Here is a 15,631-nt window from a genome sequence, read left to right as displayed (position 1 = left end):
GCTGGCTTCGTGCTGATCATTTTCGATGCGCCCATTCGGCGGCAGGGTCACCAAAGGCAGATCGGCAAACGACCCCGAAGGGGCAGGGCGCACCACGCCGCCCAAAACCGGCCCCCAACCCGCCTTGCCGCAATCCCCGACGCCCGAACAGACCAAGGGCCATTGCCAACCTCGCCGACGGACGGCTATCGGGTTCTCGGCTACGTCGCTCACTTTCGGGCGGTGGCGGCAACCTGCCTCTCCGGTGCTCAGGCAAACCTCAGGCCTTCACCAACCTCTCCAATGGAGCACCATCGGCCTCCCGGCCCACGTTGCTCACCTTCCGGCCACGACAACAACCTGCCACTCCGGCGTTCAGACAAACCTCGGGCTTGCGCCAAACTCACCAACAAACGGTTTTCGGGCGCAAGGTCCTCACACTTGTCAGCCCTGTCCATCTTCGACGGGCCATGGCTTGCTGCTGCCATGGCCATCCTTCCGGCCTTGGTGACATTTCCGGTAACCGGTGAAGCCCGGACACATCTCGGGCCTTCGCCAGTTTGGCCCGCAGACGGACTTCGGGCATACGGCCCCGACTGGTCCACCGTCGGCGGGCCGCAACTCACTGTTGCTCGCCGCTGCCCATGCTGCCATTGCCGCCGCTCCCGGCGAATTTAACGCTCCCTTGCCAAAAAGACGCACCTCTCCCGTCATGACAAATGACCGGGTTAGCCCCCTTAATCCTAGGGCAGAACGCCGCCGTAATGGTTCCGCCATCCGCCAATCAACATCCTGCGGGTCGCCCCGCCACCCGCTCTGCGTCTTTGTCCCTGCATCCTGATCACCTCTTTCATCCAGCCCCAAACGCAAAAACCCGCGAGGCACAAGGCCTCGCGGGTTTCGGTCCGGGTGGATTTCTCCCGTTGACTTTTCTCTTATGACATAAATAAAAGAACAAATCAAGAACTTTTTCGGGAAACTTTATAGGCGGCTTGGCTAAGCCGAAACCTTTCGCGGGTTCCCTTTGCGCCCGATCAACCGCCCATCAATCACCGCAAGCCCCAATCCGATCACCACCATCCCGCCTATCTGGCGTAGCGCCAGCGTTTCGCCAAGAAACAGTACGCCCAGCAAAATCGCGCTGACCGGGATCAGGAAGGTGACGAGCAGAAGGTTGCTGGCCCCCGCACGTTTCAGAAGCTGGAAATACAGGATATAGGCCAGCGCCGTGCTAAATGCCGCGATGCCCAGCACGGCAAGGATGGTTTCGGTTTTGGGAAACGGCAGGTTCCAGGGGGTATCGATAAGGATACAAAGCGGGATCAGCATCAGGCTCGATGCGCTGGTTTGGCCTGCGGCCGTGAGGATCGGCGGGCTGTTTTTGAAGCGTCGGCCAAACACGCCCGCACACCCATAAGAGACCGCGGCCAGAAGCACCGCAAATGGCGCGAGTGCGGCGATGTTTGTCATATTGCTTATGCGGGCTTCCACGGCATCGGGCAGGCCGATGACGATAATAACGCCAACAAAACCGGTCAGAACGCCAATCACCTTGCGCCGGGACAGCCTTTCATTATCGGTCGTCAGATGGGCGATGATCAGGGTGAAAAGCGGTGTCGTCGCATTCAGGATTGCCGCCAGACTGCTTGCAATATGGGTCTGTCCCCAGACGATAAGGCAAAAGGGGATCAGATTGTTAAGCGCCCCCATGACAAGAAATCCCAGCCATATTTTCGGGTCATGCGGGATCACGATATGGCGCAACAGGACCACCCACCACAGGATCATCGCGGCAATTGCCACCCGCCCCAGAACAAGGGTAAAGGGCGGCAAATCGACAAGCGCGATTTCGGTAAAGAAAAACGACCCGCCCCACAGCACCGAAAGCACAATCAGCATCAACCAGCTCCGCCCATCCATGCGCGGGGATGGGTCATGGCTCTGGCTGATTTTTCCCGGTTCTGGTCGGGGTGCTTTCGGGCCTGCCGGAATGCGCCTTGCAAGTGTGCGGTTGCGTTCCTGTTCCGAGTAAAGGGCAATCCAGGTATCCGTGCTCATATCCATGATCCGTCTGAAATGTGGTGGTGACGGAATGGATCTTAAAGCGTGTTGGCGTGGCTGGCTCGCCAGATTCGGACATCAACACCGGCTATCAAAATGCTCAGGCAAAAAGACGCATGCCGCGCTCTGCCGCCATTTTAAAACTGCTCACGACATGCTCCGCCAGGGCATCCTCTGCCGGGCCGGTACCGGGACGCTTGGCCAGGGTTATTCGGTATTCGCCAAGCTCGGGCAGTCCATGGCGGGCATCAAGATGGATCAGGCGATCGGAAATCACGCTGATCGGGACTGGACAGATCGCAAGGTCAGCCTCGGTTGCGGCAATCTGGGCCTGACAAAATTCGCTGGTATAGGCAACGCGGTAATTGATCCCGGCCTCGTCAAGCGCCCGCAATGCCATCGCCCGCCAATAACATCCCGGTTCGGCCAGTGCGACCGGAAGCGGGCGTTTTTCAATCGCCATTCCGTTGCGTGCACCAAGCCAGACAAGCGGTTCACTATGGATTGGCGGTTGCGGATCAAGTTCGGGGTCATAGCTGAAAACGGCGATATCGGTGGTGCCGTCGGCAATGCGCTGGCGCAGCCTTGCGGTCGGGCCGAGAAAGACATCGACCTCGACATGCGGGTGGCTGATGGCAAAACGGCGCATGATTTCGGGAATTGCGATGATCCCATTGTCATTGGGCACGCCAAGCTGCACTTTCCCTGCAAAATCCGGGGTGCGGAAGCGTGACATGACCTCATCATTGAGCTGCAGAAGACGTCGTGCAAAACCCAATAAAACCTCGCCATCCGGGGTCAGTCGCACCCGGCGGGTTTCGCGTTCAAACAGGCTGCATCCGATAATTTCCTCAAGCTTCTTGACCTGAAGACTGATGGCCGAGGCACTGCGATTGACCCGTTCTGCCGCGCGCGAAAAGTTGCCGGTTTCACAAATCGCGACAAAGGTCCGCGCCAGATCAAGATCAAGATTTGGCAGGTTTCCGGGCAAAGAGGACATATGTGATTGCCAATTTATGAGTTTTTTCAATCAAAGATGTTAAATCTTCTCGTTTGTCTCATCAATAAGAAATCCTCATCATCTCGCTATCAGTGATTGGGAAAACTTGAAAAGGATGATGGCCATGGCAGCGCAAATTTCATGCGAGCCGACGGTAGCCGCCAAAACCGACGTGACCAGCAGGTCCGATGGGGTGTGGGCCAGAATGACGGGTTTTGGGGCCAAATGGCGCGTGCGTCGCGAAGCGTATCGGCGGAACCTGCGCGAGGTTGACGCTATGCTGGCGATGGAAGACTGGATGCTGCAAGACATCTATGGGGTAGGGCATGGTGATGTGATCGCAGCCAAGCGCAGCCTTATGGCCAGTCGGCACAATCCCGGTTGGCGGCTTTCACTGTTTTTACAGGATCGCATAGAGGCAAACCGGAAGGAAAAGCAAAGGTGGAAAGGGCGATAGAGCTGGATATGGACGATCTGTATTGCACCACCATTCTCTCGGTGCGAGTATCGCCCAAAGTGCCGTGATCACGGCGAATAAACACCGTTACATACGGTAAACATAGCGGGATTTGGAATGAAGATCGCAATTCTTGACGACTATCTCGACAGCATTTTTCATTTGCCCTGTTATGAAAAACTGGCCGGGCATGACGTGACGATCCTTCGGCAGAAATATGACGATCCGGCAGAGCTGGCGCGCGCGATTGGCGATGCGGAGGCGGTCGTGCTTTTTCGCGAACGCACCAAAATCACCGATGAATTGCTGGCACATTTGCCGGGGGTCAAACTGATCAGCCAGCGCAGTGCCTATCCGCATATTGATGTCGATGCCTGCACGAAACGCGGTGTGTTGCTGTGTTCGAAACAGGGGGCGGGCAAGGCACCATCCTATGCGGCGGCGGAAATGACCTGGGCGCTGATCACGGCATCGGCCCGCCAGATCGTCGAACAGAACGCGTCGCTCAAAGCCGGACAGTGGCAGATGGGGATAGGCAAGACATTGCGTGGGCGAACAATCGGTATCCTCGGATATGGCAAGATTTCGCGCGTGGTCGCGGGCTATGCCAAGGCGTTCGGGATGAATGTGCTGGTCTGGGCGTCCGAGGCATCGCGCAAGGCTGCTATTGATGATGGCCTTGATGTTGCCGCGTCACGCGAGGCGTTCTTTGCAGCACCCGATATCATCACGGTGCATATGCGCCTGACCCCGGAAACCCGTGGCACGATTACGGCCGATGATCTCGCACGGATGCGACCCGGAAGCCTGTTTGTCAACACATCTCGGGCCGGGCTGGTGGTGCCGGGGGCGCTTCTGGCGGCCCTTGATGCCGGGCGTCCGGGGAAGGCGGCGGTGGATGTGCTCGATACCGAACCCTTAACCGACCCGGATGACCGGTTTGCCAATCATCCCAATGTACTGGCAACCCCGCATGTCGGTTTCGTCACCGAGGACGAACTGGACATGCAGTTTGGCGATATTTTCGATCAGGTGGTCGCCTATGCCAATGGCGATCCGATCCATATGATCAACCCCGAAGTCTGGCAGGGACGCAAAGCCAAACCGGCATAGGGGCGGCAACAGCAAGCCCGCAATGGCAAACGGCCGTCGGAAGGTCCCCGGCGGCCGTTTTCATTTATGCCTTTGCTGATTTGGCTGCTGCCGATTTGGCCGCTCTGGCTTTTGCGCCGGGCAGGCGGGCAAATATCGTGATGTTGCCAAGGAAGATCATCACAAGGCCGGTGGCACCAATCGGGGTCCAGACATAGCCTTCAAGGAAGGTGGAAACCGTAAGGGCCACCACCGGGAAGAGCACGGTGACATAGGCCGCACGTCCTGCACCGACCCGATGCACCAGCGCCAGATAGGCAATGAAGGCAACGACCGAACCCGGTATGGCCAGATACAGAAGACCGCCGATATAGACCGGATCGGTCGGCATGACCGGGGTCTGACCGCGCAGCAGTGCAAAGATGAACAGCAATACAGCGCCATAGGCCATGCCACGCGCCACCGCATCGCGGTTGGGAATACCCATGGCGTTCAGTTTGACCGACACCATGTTACCCATGCTAAACACCGCCGTTCCGCCAAGGGCGAACAAAAGGCCGGTGATGGCATGCGGATTATGCGACAGGGCATAAATCTGATTGGCAAACAGACAGGCAATACCGCCAAGGCCAAATGCCGCCCCAAAGACAAAGCGCAGACCCGGCCGCTGTCCATAAAAGGCCCAATTGCCAAGCGCATTGAAAATGGTCGAGGTGGTAAAGATCACCGCAACAATCCCCGATGCGATATAGCCGGTGGCCGAATACATCAGGATAAAGTTGATGCCAAACAGCCCGCAGCCGAGAAGCACGATCCAAGGATGAGCCCGCCACGGAACCGGTCGCCATTTGCGCGACAGGATCAGAAAACCGCACAACACCACGGCGGCTAGCAGGAAGCGGTAGAATATCGACATTTCAATCGGGATCGGCCCGATCTGGAGCTTGATCGCATACCAGGTAAATCCCCAGCAGGCCGTGACGATCAGAAAAAGCAGGGCGGTCATGATAACGGGGCAACTCCGGTGACGAGAGGGGCAGGGCGAAAAACAGGACAAGGTCGATATGTGGGGCATATCCCAAGCCCGTTTATAGACTGTTTGGGCGATGTACGGCTTTCACGAACTTGCGGTGTTTTTCACAATCTTGCGCAAATCAATGCAGCCATTCGCACGACGGGCTTTGCAATATGGTGCCGCAATGCGATGATCAGGCCTCAGAAACAGGACGTGCAGATGTTTGTGCCCAATGGTCGATACCAGAATTTTGAAGTCTACAATCAGCTGATCGGTGATGCCGAACTGCTGAATGCGGGCGATTTTGGCGACAGCATTTCGGCCGCACACTGGCGGCGCAATGCGGATGTCATGACCCGCTATACCGATCCCGACCATCACACCATCAGCCTCTATGTCAACGGAGGCACCGGCATTAAACGCCAGATCGGACCCGATCCGCTAACTGGTGGCGGGCCGGGGCGCTGTTGTCTGATGCCGGCACATCTGACATCGGACTGGGTGGTCAATGGCGAGGTCGAGCTGTTCCACCTTTATATCCCGCATTCTGCATGGGAACGCGCGGTGGTCGAGGCGTTCGACATCGAACCCAACGCCGTCGAAGTCCCTGAAAAGACCTTTTTCCTTGATCCCCTGATCGAGCAGACAATCCGCCATGCCATGTTGCCGCTGGACTGGGATGCTCCGGCTGATCGTATGGCAATGTCGAGTGCGGGGCAGATGCTGATGGGACATATGCTGCGCAGCTATTCCTCGAAACGGGATCTGGAATTTCGGGTACGGGGCGGCTTGTCACCGCAAATCAGACGCCGGGTCTTTGATTTTATCGAAGCCAATCTGGATCAGCCGCTTTCACTTGAACAAATTTCGGCCGAGGCGGGGCTTTCGCCATATCATTTCGCGCGTATGTTCCGCCAGTCCGTGGGCGAGGCACCGCATAAATATGTTCTGCGTCGCCGGATCGAGGCCGCAAAACAGATGTTGCGTGATCCGGCACTGTCGGTTGCCGATATCGCGCATGCCACCGGCTTTTCAAGCCAGGCCCATCTGACCACAAGGTTTAGCGGTTTCACCGGTCTGACCCCGGCAAAATTCCGAAGCGTCGCCCGGTAACTGCGGGGCGTACATGTCTCGTCCCTGTAGGCAAGAGATGGCGTCACAGAATAATTGGATAGGGCTTATGCGCCATCGGCAAAAGGCACGGCATTTGGCCTTCCAAGCAGATACCCTTGCACATAATCCACGCCGTAATCGGTCAGGAAATCAAGTTCGCCCTGGCGTTCAATTCCTTCTGCGACGACATCGATGTCGAGCTGTTTGGCCAGGTCGATCAGCTTGCTGACGATGGCCTGTTTGTATTTATCCTGATCAACATGATCGATCAGATCCCGGTCGATTTTAATGATGTCGGGTTGCAATTGCGGCAGCATGTTCAGGGTCGAATAGCCCGATCCGACATCGTCCAGTGCAACCCGAAATCCTGAATCGCGATAGGATTTCAAAATCGCGCCAAGATGCTCGATACTCCGCACTTTTTCGGTTTCGATAACTTCAAAGACAACCTTATTGCGATCCAACCCGCATTCCGAAACGACGTCAATCGTTGTACGCAGGCAGGAATCCGGATCGTAGATCGAACTTGGCGTAAAGTTGATAAACAGATTGCCCGAAATGCCAGCTTCGTGCGCGTTGCGAACATTTGCCGCACGGGCCGCCCGGTCAAGCTGGAACAGCAAATCGGCTGATTGAGCCGCGCCAAACAACTTATCCGGAGTGATGACATTGCCGGTTTTATCGGTCCCGCGGATCAGGCATTCGTGCGCATAGGGCTTGGTGATGTTTTCAGCCGCAAAAATCGGTTGAAAAACGGATTTCAGGCGATTGTCCCGCAGCATGTCGCCCAGCCATTCGGCACCGATCTGTGCGCGAATGGCACCAAGCGAGGTGACGCGCGTAATGTCGTCAAGTTGCGGTTCCATGCTGCCAGCCATAATCAACGCCTTGGTATCGGCGATTTCCTCGGGCAGCAGGTTTTCGGAAATTGCATCAATCAGCGGGCGCAGACCCGGACGAACATAATCAAGATAAAGCGTTGCAACCGATGCGCTTTTTTCTGCCGAATGCCCCAACTTTTTGATATTTGCGAGAATTTTACCGGTTGTATGTGCAACGGGTGGCCAAAGGTAAAGGCGGCCTTCGCTCGGCGCAATTTCCGGTATCTGATCGCACTTTTCGCAGAAGGTCAAAATCGTCTCCGCTTTTAGGTATGCCTGCTCACCCGAAGGCCCGTCATCTTGCAAGATGATGAATTATTTCATTAAAACATATGGGATTGGGGTTCGGCAAAAAAGGCTAAATTTCGAGCGGCGCATTTAGGTGCGGACTGGCATATCGGAAAAGCCAATTTACTCATCTGAAATGGTGAACAGGTCAACCGGTTGCTGGCGACCACGAATGGTAAAGAAACCCAGGGCTTTAAAGGCAATTGTCCCGCCCGTGGAGGCATTGACCAGTTCTCGGGTTGCGGCGCTGATCAGAATCTCGGTGCCGGTTTCCTTGTTCATGGCTTCAAGGCGCGATGCAAGATTGGCCGTGTCGCCCTGAATGGTGAAATCAATCCGGTCCCCCGATCCGACAGGGCCGGCAACCACCGGCCCGGAATGAATACCGATCCGTGTTTGGACATTCATGGTGCCTGCGAATTTATGATGGCGGGTAATGTTTTGCATGGTAATGGCCGCCCGTACGGCGTTGGCAGCGTGATCAGGATCTTCGTGCAGGACATTGAACACGGCATGAAGTGCATCGCCGACATAGTTCAGAACCACACCGCGGTGATTGCGTATCGGTGCATTGACCAGATCGAAATATTCGTTCAGCAGGGCAATGACATCAGCCGGTTCCATATCCTCCGACAGGCGCGTAAAGCCGCTGATATCGGTAAACATTACCGTGGCAAAGCGAAGCTCCCCGGCCGCGCGGGGATCGCCGCTTTGTTCACGTTTCATGGCCAGTTCGACAACATCCTGACTGACATAGCGTTCGAACGCACGGCGCATTCGGTCTTTTTCCTCCAGCCCCGCAGCCATTCGATTAAATTCGAATGCCAGTCGGCTGACTTCATCGTCGCTGGTGACGGCGATACGGGTTGTGGTTTGTCCTGCGCCGATTTCACGCACGGCTTCGGTCAATTGTCCGATCGGACGGGTAAGGGTGCGGCTGATGAAAAACAGACACAAAACGGCAGCAGTTTCCGTTGCAATTACGTCAAGGATCACGGCTTGCTCAACGCTTAGCCCCTGTGCTGCACGGATATCGCGAAACAGCGTAATATCAAGCAGAATGGCTACCGATGAAATCATGGTCAAGGCCAGGATCACAATAGCCAAGCGTAATCCGATGCGCCCGCGTCCGGGATGATATTCAATTCCCCAAAGATCATGTGTCTGTTTGCGAATGATTTCAGCACAGTCGGCCGAGGCGAAAAACGCATAGATCGCAAAATGTGCGGCATAAGCAAAGCTGAACCATGACGCGGCGTAGATTTTGGTTGCCAGATCAACCTCTGGCAGGTCGGCCTGATTGACGTTGAAGGTGCCAAGACCGAATGCGGCGAGGCAATAGGCAAGCCCGACCATGAAGGCCCAGATTGCGGAAAGAACATGAAGCTTGCGCAGGCGCCGTAGGCCGGTACTGCGTTTGATGGGCTGCTGGTGCGCTAGTGCATTGATCATCCGCAAAATCGGTTGGAAAATCAAAATTGCCCCGGCGGTATTGAGGGCAACCAGAATAACGGCATTAATGATGGCCGCCCGCCAGATGACCGAAAAGTTGCCCGAGATCAGAACATAAGCGCCGGAAAAACACACATCGATGAAGGCCATGCCCGCCATCGACAGAATGTAGCGGACAAGCATGGCGTGACCGGGCGCAATGGTGCTGTCCGATACGGGTTGCCCGACAATGGGCGAGGAGGTGTGCGCGTGCCCGGTATCCGTTGTCACGGTGTGATCCTGTTGTTTTGCACGTTTTACGCGTCGCGTTGCCGCAGGGTTCAGTCACGGTTCCGTGTGATGCGGATTATTTCGTGTCTGTCGAAGATGACCGGTAAATGTGATGGGGCTTTGTACAGAATATGGCAGCTCCGGATCGCCGTTTTCGTTTTTGGAGCGGGGGGCTAATCATTTCCAAGTTTATTACAAGTCTCGGCCTGAAGAATTGATAAATCTATTTAAGTTGTTGATTTTGATGAATTTTAACAAGTTGAGAAATCAGTTGACAAGATTGATCTCGCATATCTAAAATTTCAAACAAACTAAAATATCAATTAATGGCAAAAACGCCAATCCAACGGGAGGACTTCCATAATGAACTTTACTGTGAAAACACTTGGAATCTGTGCCGTGCTTGCCGGGGCGCTTGCCGCAGGCATGCCTGCGACGGCTGCAACGACGCTTCGCATCGGGACTGTTCTCGCACCGAATGACCCGATGGGGCAGGGGCTTGAGAAGTTCAAGCTTGATGTGGAAAAAGCCACCAATGGTGAAGTGGTTATCGAGGTTTTCCACAATTCGCAGCTTGGCGACACCACCGAGATGATCGATCAGGCCCGTGCCGGTGCCGCGATTGGAACGGTCACCGATGTTGCCCGTCTTTCAAGTTTCGTTCCTTCGCTGGCGATCATGTCGGCACCGTTCCTGTTTGATAATTACGAGCAGGCCGACAAATTTGCCCTTTCGGATGAATATATCGCCTGGGGTGACGAGCTTCGCGAGAAGTCCGGCCTCGTGATGATTGCATCGAACTGGTATCAGGGCGCGCGCCATGCCCTGACGCAGCACCCGGTTTCAAGCCCTGCTGATCTTGCCGGTGTCCGAATGCGGACAATCGGTGCGCCAGTCTGGATCGAAACCATCCGCGCGATGGGTGCCGAGCCAACCCCGATTGCCTGGGGCGAAGTTTACACTGCCTTGCAGCTTGGCACGATTGATGGTGCCGAAGCCCAGCCGACCGCAATCTGGAATGCCAAACTGTATGAAGTGATCAAGAATGTGACCAAGACCGGCCATATTCAGCTTGTTACCGCATTGGTCGTCGGTGCCGATGCATGGGATGACATTTCCTCCGAGAACCAGAAAATCGTTCGTGATCTTGCGGTCGAGGATGGCCGCTATGCATCGCAACTGACCATCGAACTTGGCGAAAAAGCTCTTGAAGATGTTGCCGCAAGCGGTGTTGAAGTCAGCGAAGTCGATCTTGCACCGTTCAAGGAAGCTGTAAAGCCGGTTTACAAGCAGCTTGATCTCGAAGCGGAAGCCGCCATCGTTAATAAAGTTCTTGGCCGCTGATTTCCCGGTGACAATTAACGTGCCTTTCGAATGTGCGTTGTTCCGGATGCGGGGCAACGCACTTCAAACTTCAAGATGGAATGGAATACATGCTCAAGCAAATTGAGTTTGCCTGCGCCGGGATTCTGCTGGTTGCGGTCGTCATTCTTGTCGGTGTTGCGTCAATTGCCAGGGCCATGGGATCACCGATTATCTGGTCGATTGAAATGGCCCAGCTGATTTTTGTCTGGCTTTGCATGCTGGCTGCAGACATTGGCATGCAGGAAAACCGGCATTTCGGTCTCCAGATTCTGCAAGACAACATATCCCCGAAAGCACGCGATCTGGTCGAGCTGTTCAACATCGTCGTGATCATCAGCTTCCTTGCGTTTCTGCTGTATTACGCGTGGGGCAACATGATTTTGATGCATCCCCGTCTTGTCGGCGCAACGCAAATTCATGCCTCTTACATCCATGCTTCGATGGTTGTCGGTCTGCTCCTGTTGATGCGGACCATGGTGTTTAAACTTGTCGAACGAATTCGAAGCAGGGGGCTGTTCTGATGCTGATACTGATTGCGGTACTATTTACGGTTTTTCTGATCATCGGAATGCCTGTCGCCTTTGCCCTGGCACTTGCTTCGGTGCCGGTCTTCATTCTGACCGGGGCCATGCCGCCAACCGTTGTGATCCAGAAAATGGTAACGGCAACACAAAGCTTCCCACTTTTGGCCGTGCCGTTCTTTATCCTTGCCGGAAACCTGATGAATGTGACGGGGATTACGTTCCGCCTGGTCAAATTTGCCCGTCTACTGACCGGCTGGATGGCCGGGGGCCTGGCGCAGGTTTCCATCGTTTTAAGCTTCATGATGGGCGGGATTTCGGGCTCGGCTGTTGCCGATGCCTCGATGGAGGCGCGCCTTCTGGGGCCCAGTATGATCAAGCAGGGTTATTCCAAGGCATCAACGGCTGCGGTTCTTGCCTTCGGGTCGGTTATCACCGCGACCATTCCGCCAAGCATCGGTTTGATCCTGTTCGGGTTTGTGAATGAGGTTTCGATCGGTCGTCTGTTCCTAGCGGGGATTTTGCCCGGCATTTTCCTGACGATTGTTCTGATGATCACATCCTGGTTTGTGGCGCATAAAAACGGCTACAAACCCGATCTGCCAACGGTGCCGAGTGCAAAAGAACTTTGGTCGAGCTTTTCGGAAAGTATCTGGGCACTGGCATTTCCGGTTATTCTGATCGTCGGTTTCCGGTTCGGCCTGTTTACTGCGACCGAGGCAGGGGCTTTCCTTGTTTTTTATGCGCTTTGTGTCGGGTTTTTCGTTTATCGGGAACTGGACTGGAAAAAGCTTTACGAGGCAGTGACCGGTTCTGTTTCCGATCTTGGAATGGTGATGTTGCTGATCATTATGGCTGCCGTTCTTGGCTATGCCATGACCATCGAACGTGCACCCCAGCAGATCACCGAATTTGTCACAACGCTTACCGAAAACCCGGTTCTGATCCTGACCCTTGTTGTTGCGGTTCTTGTCATCAGTGGCATGTTCCTTGAAGGGGCGGCAAATATCCTTCTGGTCACACCGATTGTCATGCCGGTTCTGGTCAATGCCGGATATGACCCGGTCCATATGGGGATTTTGATCGTGACGCTGATCAACTTTGGCGGACTCACGCCGCCGGTCGGGGTCATCATGTTTACGGTTTGCGGCATTCTTGATGTCAAAACCGGTGCTTATACCCGGGCATCTATCCCGTTCTTCATTGCGATGGCGGTATTTTTCATTCTGATGGCGGCAGTGCCAAGCTTGACGTTGTTATTGCCCAACGCCTTGATGTAATTAGGGACCCAAAGGATGCAGGCATTGCGCAATTGCCGGGGAGTTGAGTGAAGATGAACACATTTATGGGCGGTTTCATGCCTGTTCAGGATGGCGGGATAAAAGCCAATGCGCATGTTCCGGCCTCGGCACTTGTGTATGAGGAAATCAGAAGCCGGATCATTTCGCTGTCACTTCCGCCTGAAACAACACTGGTTCGGGCGGAACTGGCCGAAAGCTTCAAAGTCAGTCAATCCCCGGTGCGTGAAGCCATCATGCGTCTGGAACAGGACGGGCTCGTTGTATCCTATCCCCAGTCGCGCACCATTGTGACCAAGATAGATGTTGCCCGCATTCGCGAAGAACATTTTCTGCGCGTTGCTGCGGAATGCGAAGTTGTTCGGCAATTGGCGGAAATGGGCGAAACCGGCGCGGTTGTCAAAGCCAAGGGCATTATCAAAATGCAGGAAGCGCTTGCTGGCGATATCGAACAGATCGATCTGTTCAAGCAGCTTGACGAGACGTTTCATGCCGCCCTGTTTACCGGTGTGAACCAGTCCAACCTGCATGTGCAGGTAACGGCGCGAAGCGGCCACCTGGCACGCGTTCGCATGCTTGATCTGCCGCGTGCAGGCAAAATGCTTTCGGTGCTTGAGGGGCACAAGGCGGTTATTGCAGCGATCCAGTCTGGTAACGGAAATCTGGCCAGTTCTGAAATGCGCAAGCACCTTTCAGGGACGATGGAACGTTTACCGCAGATCGTCGAAGAAAACAGGGAACTGTTTTCATAAGGTTTTGGCCTTCCTCCCGGGCGACCGGTGCAATCCGGCGAGGCGTTCGTGGTAAACGCCTCGCCGGATTTTTGTTTGTCCGGATTTCGGGTGCCGAGGGGCTTTGCGGAACTGCTGCAATCGCATATCGTGTGGCTCCTGAAAAGGAACAGAAATGCAAACAAGTTTTCGCCAGTACCGGTCTGAAGCCGCCAGTCACAGCCATGATGATTTTCACCAGATCATCATTGCCGATCTTGGCATGCTTGAGCTTGAGATAGAAGGGCGCGGCGGATGTGTTTCCGGTCGCAAACTGGCCTTTGTTCCGGCGGGCGACACCCATGCCTATCGGGCGGTGGGGATGAACCGGTTTCTTGTGCTTGATGTCGATACCGAAGTCGCGGCGCAGACTGGTCTTGAAAGGCTTTGGCATCAGGCGGGGGCATCGCCCTATCTTGAAGTCGTGGCGGGATATGCGGGACATTTAAACGGCCTTTTGCAGGGGCTTGAGCAAGAGCGGGCGATATCGCGGATACGGCGCATCGCCCCTGACGGGCAGGGAAACCTTCAGCCGGAAAATCTCTCATTGCTGCATATGGCGGGGAATGCGACCTGCGAAAGTGCCTTTGCCGATGATGCCTTCATTTGCCAAGCCTTGCGTGAGGTGCTTGGCCATTCGGCAGCCGCGCAGGGCCGCGATGCTGATTCCGGTCAGGGTATTCCGATGCGGTTGCAACGGTTGCTTGCCTGGATTGAGCTGCGCCTGTCCGAACCGATTGGGATTTCTGAAATGGCAATGATTACAGCGCAATCGGAAAGCGCGCTATTTGCCACCTTCCAGCGCCATCTGGGGACAACGCCGATGCGATGGCTTGGTGAACAAAGATTGCAGCGCGCCCATGCGATGCTTGGCGATCGGAAAAATACCATGACACTTGGCAATATCGCACGAGAGGTCGGCTTCACCGATCAAAGCGCGTTTTCACGCGCCTTTTCCCGGCGGTTCGGACATGCACCGATTGCGCTTCGGCGCGGGTCGGCCACGGCAAGTGACGGTTCATCCTACCAGTCATAATCATCGGGAATATGCGATTTCAGGTCGCTTCGCCGCACCAGCTCAAGGAAGGCCATCGCCGCCGGGGAAAGGGTGCGCCCGGATCGCCAGATTAGTCCAATATGTCGCAGTAGTTCCGGCTTTTCCAATGGCCGGAATATCAACGGTTCCCGCCCCAAAACCGGAAGGGTCAGCGCGGGCAGGGCTGTCACGCCCAAACCTTGTGAAACGAAGGCTCCGGCTGTGGCAAGATGGGACACCTCGAACCGGGGGCGGAAGGGAATGTTGTTTTGTGCGCAGGCTGCATCAATCAATGTGCGGACACTTGTGCCCGATGCCATGGCGACAATCGGCTCGGCAATCAGTTCTTCCCATGTGTAGGGACGTTTTTCATCAAGGATGCCGCCGGGCGCACCAACCGCAATGAATCGGTCCGTCAGCAGTTTTTGAAAGGACAGGTTATCGGTCGCCTGAACCACACCTGCGGTAAAACCAAGATCGGCCTGACCCATTTCGACTTCGCGGATCACACCGTCCGAAAGAACATCGTTGATCTGCACATCAATATCGGGATGAGCGTCCATGAAACTGGAAATCAGTGGCGGCAGCAAGCCGGCCGTAACGGATGGAAGACCGGCAATTGTCAGGCGTCCGCGTCGTGCGGCAAGATAGGAATCAAATTCAGACAGCGCATTTTCGGCCGTACCAAGCATCCGTTCGGCGAGATGACGAAAAACGCTGCCCTGTTGGGTCAGGGCGACATTGCGCGTATCGCGGTCAAACAGGCGCGTGCCGGTGCGTTGTTCAAGTCGGCTGATTTGCCGGCTTAGTGCTGATCCCGAAAGGCCAAGTTTGTCTGCCGTTGCCCGAAAACTTCCGCTTTCGGACAAAAGAATGAAGGCCCGGATTTCATTCATGTCAATATTGATGCGTTTCATGCATTAATTATGTCATTTTAATCACTTCAGGCAACAAAAGTTATAGGGCAAGCTTTGGTATGGCTGACGGAAAACAAACTGAAAAATATCCGCAGTACAAAATGCCCCACGGGGCT

Annotated in this window: 14 protein-coding genes; 8 read left to right on the top strand and 6 right to left on the bottom strand. The window is 55.1% G+C overall.

The window, feature by feature from the left end; genetic code table 11:
- Positions 1-975: 975 nt before the first annotated feature.
- Both J7395_RS18495 and J7395_RS18490 read right to left on the bottom strand, forming a co-directional pair.
- The gene (locus J7395_RS18495; protein ID WP_209223085.1) at positions 976-2,037 is read right to left on the bottom strand and encodes a DMT family transporter; all 1,062 of its coding nucleotides are present in this window, start codon (positions 2,035-2,037) and stop codon (positions 976-978) included.
- 103 nt (positions 2,038-2,140) lie between these two features.
- Positions 2,141-3,040, bottom strand: a complete 900-nt coding sequence (locus J7395_RS18490; RefSeq protein ID WP_209223083.1) for a LysR family transcriptional regulator — start codon at positions 3,038-3,040, stop codon at positions 2,141-2,143.
- Positions 3,041-3,164: 124 nt separating this feature from the next.
- On the opposite strand from J7395_RS18490, the gene J7395_RS18485 reads away from it, so the two are divergent.
- Positions 3,165-3,497: a hypothetical protein gene (locus J7395_RS18485; RefSeq protein WP_209223081.1), complete on the top strand. Its 333-nt coding sequence runs from the start codon at positions 3,165-3,167 to the stop codon at positions 3,495-3,497.
- A 117-nt stretch (positions 3,498-3,614) separates the two neighbouring features.
- Entirely contained in the window at positions 3,615-4,610 is a 996-nt protein-coding gene (locus J7395_RS18480) for a D-2-hydroxyacid dehydrogenase family protein (RefSeq protein ID WP_209223079.1), read from the top strand.
- A gap of 64 nt (positions 4,611-4,674) precedes the next feature.
- Here the strand turns inward: J7395_RS18480 and J7395_RS18475 are convergent, their stop codons facing one another.
- Positions 4,675-5,595, bottom strand: coding sequence for an EamA family transporter (locus tag J7395_RS18475; protein WP_062952133.1), 921 nt, complete (start codon positions 5,593-5,595; stop codon positions 4,675-4,677).
- A gap of 228 nt (positions 5,596-5,823) precedes the next feature.
- On the opposite strand from J7395_RS18475, the gene J7395_RS18470 reads away from it, so the two are divergent.
- On the top strand, positions 5,824-6,717 hold the full coding sequence (locus J7395_RS18470; protein ID WP_247742276.1) for an AraC family transcriptional regulator: 894 nt from the start codon (positions 5,824-5,826) through the stop codon (positions 6,715-6,717).
- 65 nt (positions 6,718-6,782) lie between these two features.
- On the opposite strand, the gene J7395_RS18465 is transcribed toward J7395_RS18470, so the two are convergent.
- Positions 6,783-7,850, bottom strand: a complete 1,068-nt coding sequence (locus J7395_RS18465) for an EAL domain-containing protein (RefSeq protein ID WP_209223076.1) — start codon at positions 7,848-7,850, stop codon at positions 6,783-6,785.
- A gap of 159 nt (positions 7,851-8,009) precedes the next feature.
- Entirely contained in the window at positions 8,010-9,608 is a 1,599-nt protein-coding gene (locus J7395_RS21105) for an adenylate/guanylate cyclase domain-containing protein (protein ID WP_209223074.1), read from the bottom strand.
- Positions 9,609-9,971: 363 nt separating this feature from the next.
- Between J7395_RS21105 and J7395_RS18455 the strand changes: the two genes are divergently transcribed.
- From J7395_RS18455 to J7395_RS18435, 5 genes are all read left to right on the top strand, one after another.
- The gene (locus tag J7395_RS18455; protein WP_209223072.1) at positions 9,972-10,952 is read left to right on the top strand and encodes a C4-dicarboxylate TRAP transporter substrate-binding protein; all 981 of its coding nucleotides are present in this window, start codon (positions 9,972-9,974) and stop codon (positions 10,950-10,952) included.
- 89 nt (positions 10,953-11,041) lie between these two features.
- Positions 11,042-11,494 (top strand): TRAP transporter small permease subunit, encoded by a 453-nt coding sequence (locus tag J7395_RS18450; protein WP_209223070.1) that lies wholly within the window; start codon positions 11,042-11,044, stop codon positions 11,492-11,494.
- On the top strand, positions 11,494-12,774 hold the full coding sequence (locus tag J7395_RS18445; RefSeq protein WP_209223068.1) for a TRAP transporter large permease: 1,281 nt from the start codon (positions 11,494-11,496) through the stop codon (positions 12,772-12,774). Before J7395_RS18450 ends, J7395_RS18445 begins: the two co-directional genes overlap by 1 nt.
- A 53-nt stretch (positions 12,775-12,827) precedes the next feature.
- The gene (locus J7395_RS18440; protein ID WP_209223066.1) at positions 12,828-13,544 is read left to right on the top strand and encodes a GntR family transcriptional regulator; all 717 of its coding nucleotides are present in this window, start codon (positions 12,828-12,830) and stop codon (positions 13,542-13,544) included.
- Between the two features lie 154 nt (positions 13,545-13,698).
- Entirely contained in the window at positions 13,699-14,598 is a 900-nt protein-coding gene (locus J7395_RS18435; protein WP_209223064.1) for an AraC family transcriptional regulator, read from the top strand.
- Here the strand turns inward: J7395_RS18435 and J7395_RS18430 are convergent.
- On the bottom strand, positions 14,586-15,515 hold the full coding sequence (locus J7395_RS18430; RefSeq protein WP_209223062.1) for a LysR family transcriptional regulator: 930 nt from the start codon (positions 15,513-15,515) through the stop codon (positions 14,586-14,588). The genes J7395_RS18435 and J7395_RS18430 overlap by 13 nt on opposite strands.
- Positions 15,516-15,631 lie beyond the last annotated feature (116 nt).

It is taken from the genome of Thalassospira sp. A3_1, from assembly GCF_017744215.1.
Taxonomy (GTDB): Bacteria; Pseudomonadota; Alphaproteobacteria; order Rhodospirillales; family Thalassospiraceae; genus Thalassospira; species Thalassospira lucentensis_A.
Note: the sequence above shows the minus strand (reverse complement) of the source record. Positions and strands in the feature narration are given on the sequence as shown.

Bases quoted from the DNA above. Each gene is read 5' to 3' on its own strand.
- J7395_RS18430 (WP_209223062.1), bottom strand. From the start codon at position 15,515: ATGAAACGCATCAATATTGACATGAATGAAATCCGGGCCTTCATTCTT.
- J7395_RS18455 (WP_209223072.1), top strand. From the start codon at position 9,972: ATGAACTTTACTGTGAAAACACTTGGAATCTGTGCCGTGCTTGCCGGG.
- J7395_RS18485 (WP_209223081.1), top strand. From the start codon at position 3,165: ATGGCAGCGCAAATTTCATGCGAGCCGACGGTAGCCGCCAAAACCGAC.
- J7395_RS18490 (WP_209223083.1), bottom strand. From the start codon at position 3,040: ATGTCCTCTTTGCCCGGAAACCTGCCAAATCTTGATCTTGATCTGGCG.
- J7395_RS18445 (WP_209223068.1), top strand. From the start codon at position 11,494: ATGCTGATACTGATTGCGGTACTATTTACGGTTTTTCTGATCATCGGA.
- J7395_RS18495 (WP_209223085.1), bottom strand. From the start codon at position 2,037: ATGAGCACGGATACCTGGATTGCCCTTTACTCGGAACAGGAACGCAAC.
- J7395_RS18450 (WP_209223070.1), top strand. From the start codon at position 11,042: ATGCTCAAGCAAATTGAGTTTGCCTGCGCCGGGATTCTGCTGGTTGCG.
- J7395_RS18475 (WP_062952133.1), bottom strand. From the start codon at position 5,595: ATGACCGCCCTGCTTTTTCTGATCGTCACGGCCTGCTGGGGATTTACC.
- J7395_RS18440 (WP_209223066.1), top strand. From the start codon at position 12,828: ATGAACACATTTATGGGCGGTTTCATGCCTGTTCAGGATGGCGGGATA.
- J7395_RS18470 (WP_247742276.1), top strand. From the start codon at position 5,824: ATGTTTGTGCCCAATGGTCGATACCAGAATTTTGAAGTCTACAATCAG.
- J7395_RS18480 (WP_209223079.1), top strand. From the start codon at position 3,615: ATGAAGATCGCAATTCTTGACGACTATCTCGACAGCATTTTTCATTTG.
- J7395_RS18435 (WP_209223064.1), top strand. From the start codon at position 13,699: ATGCAAACAAGTTTTCGCCAGTACCGGTCTGAAGCCGCCAGTCACAGC.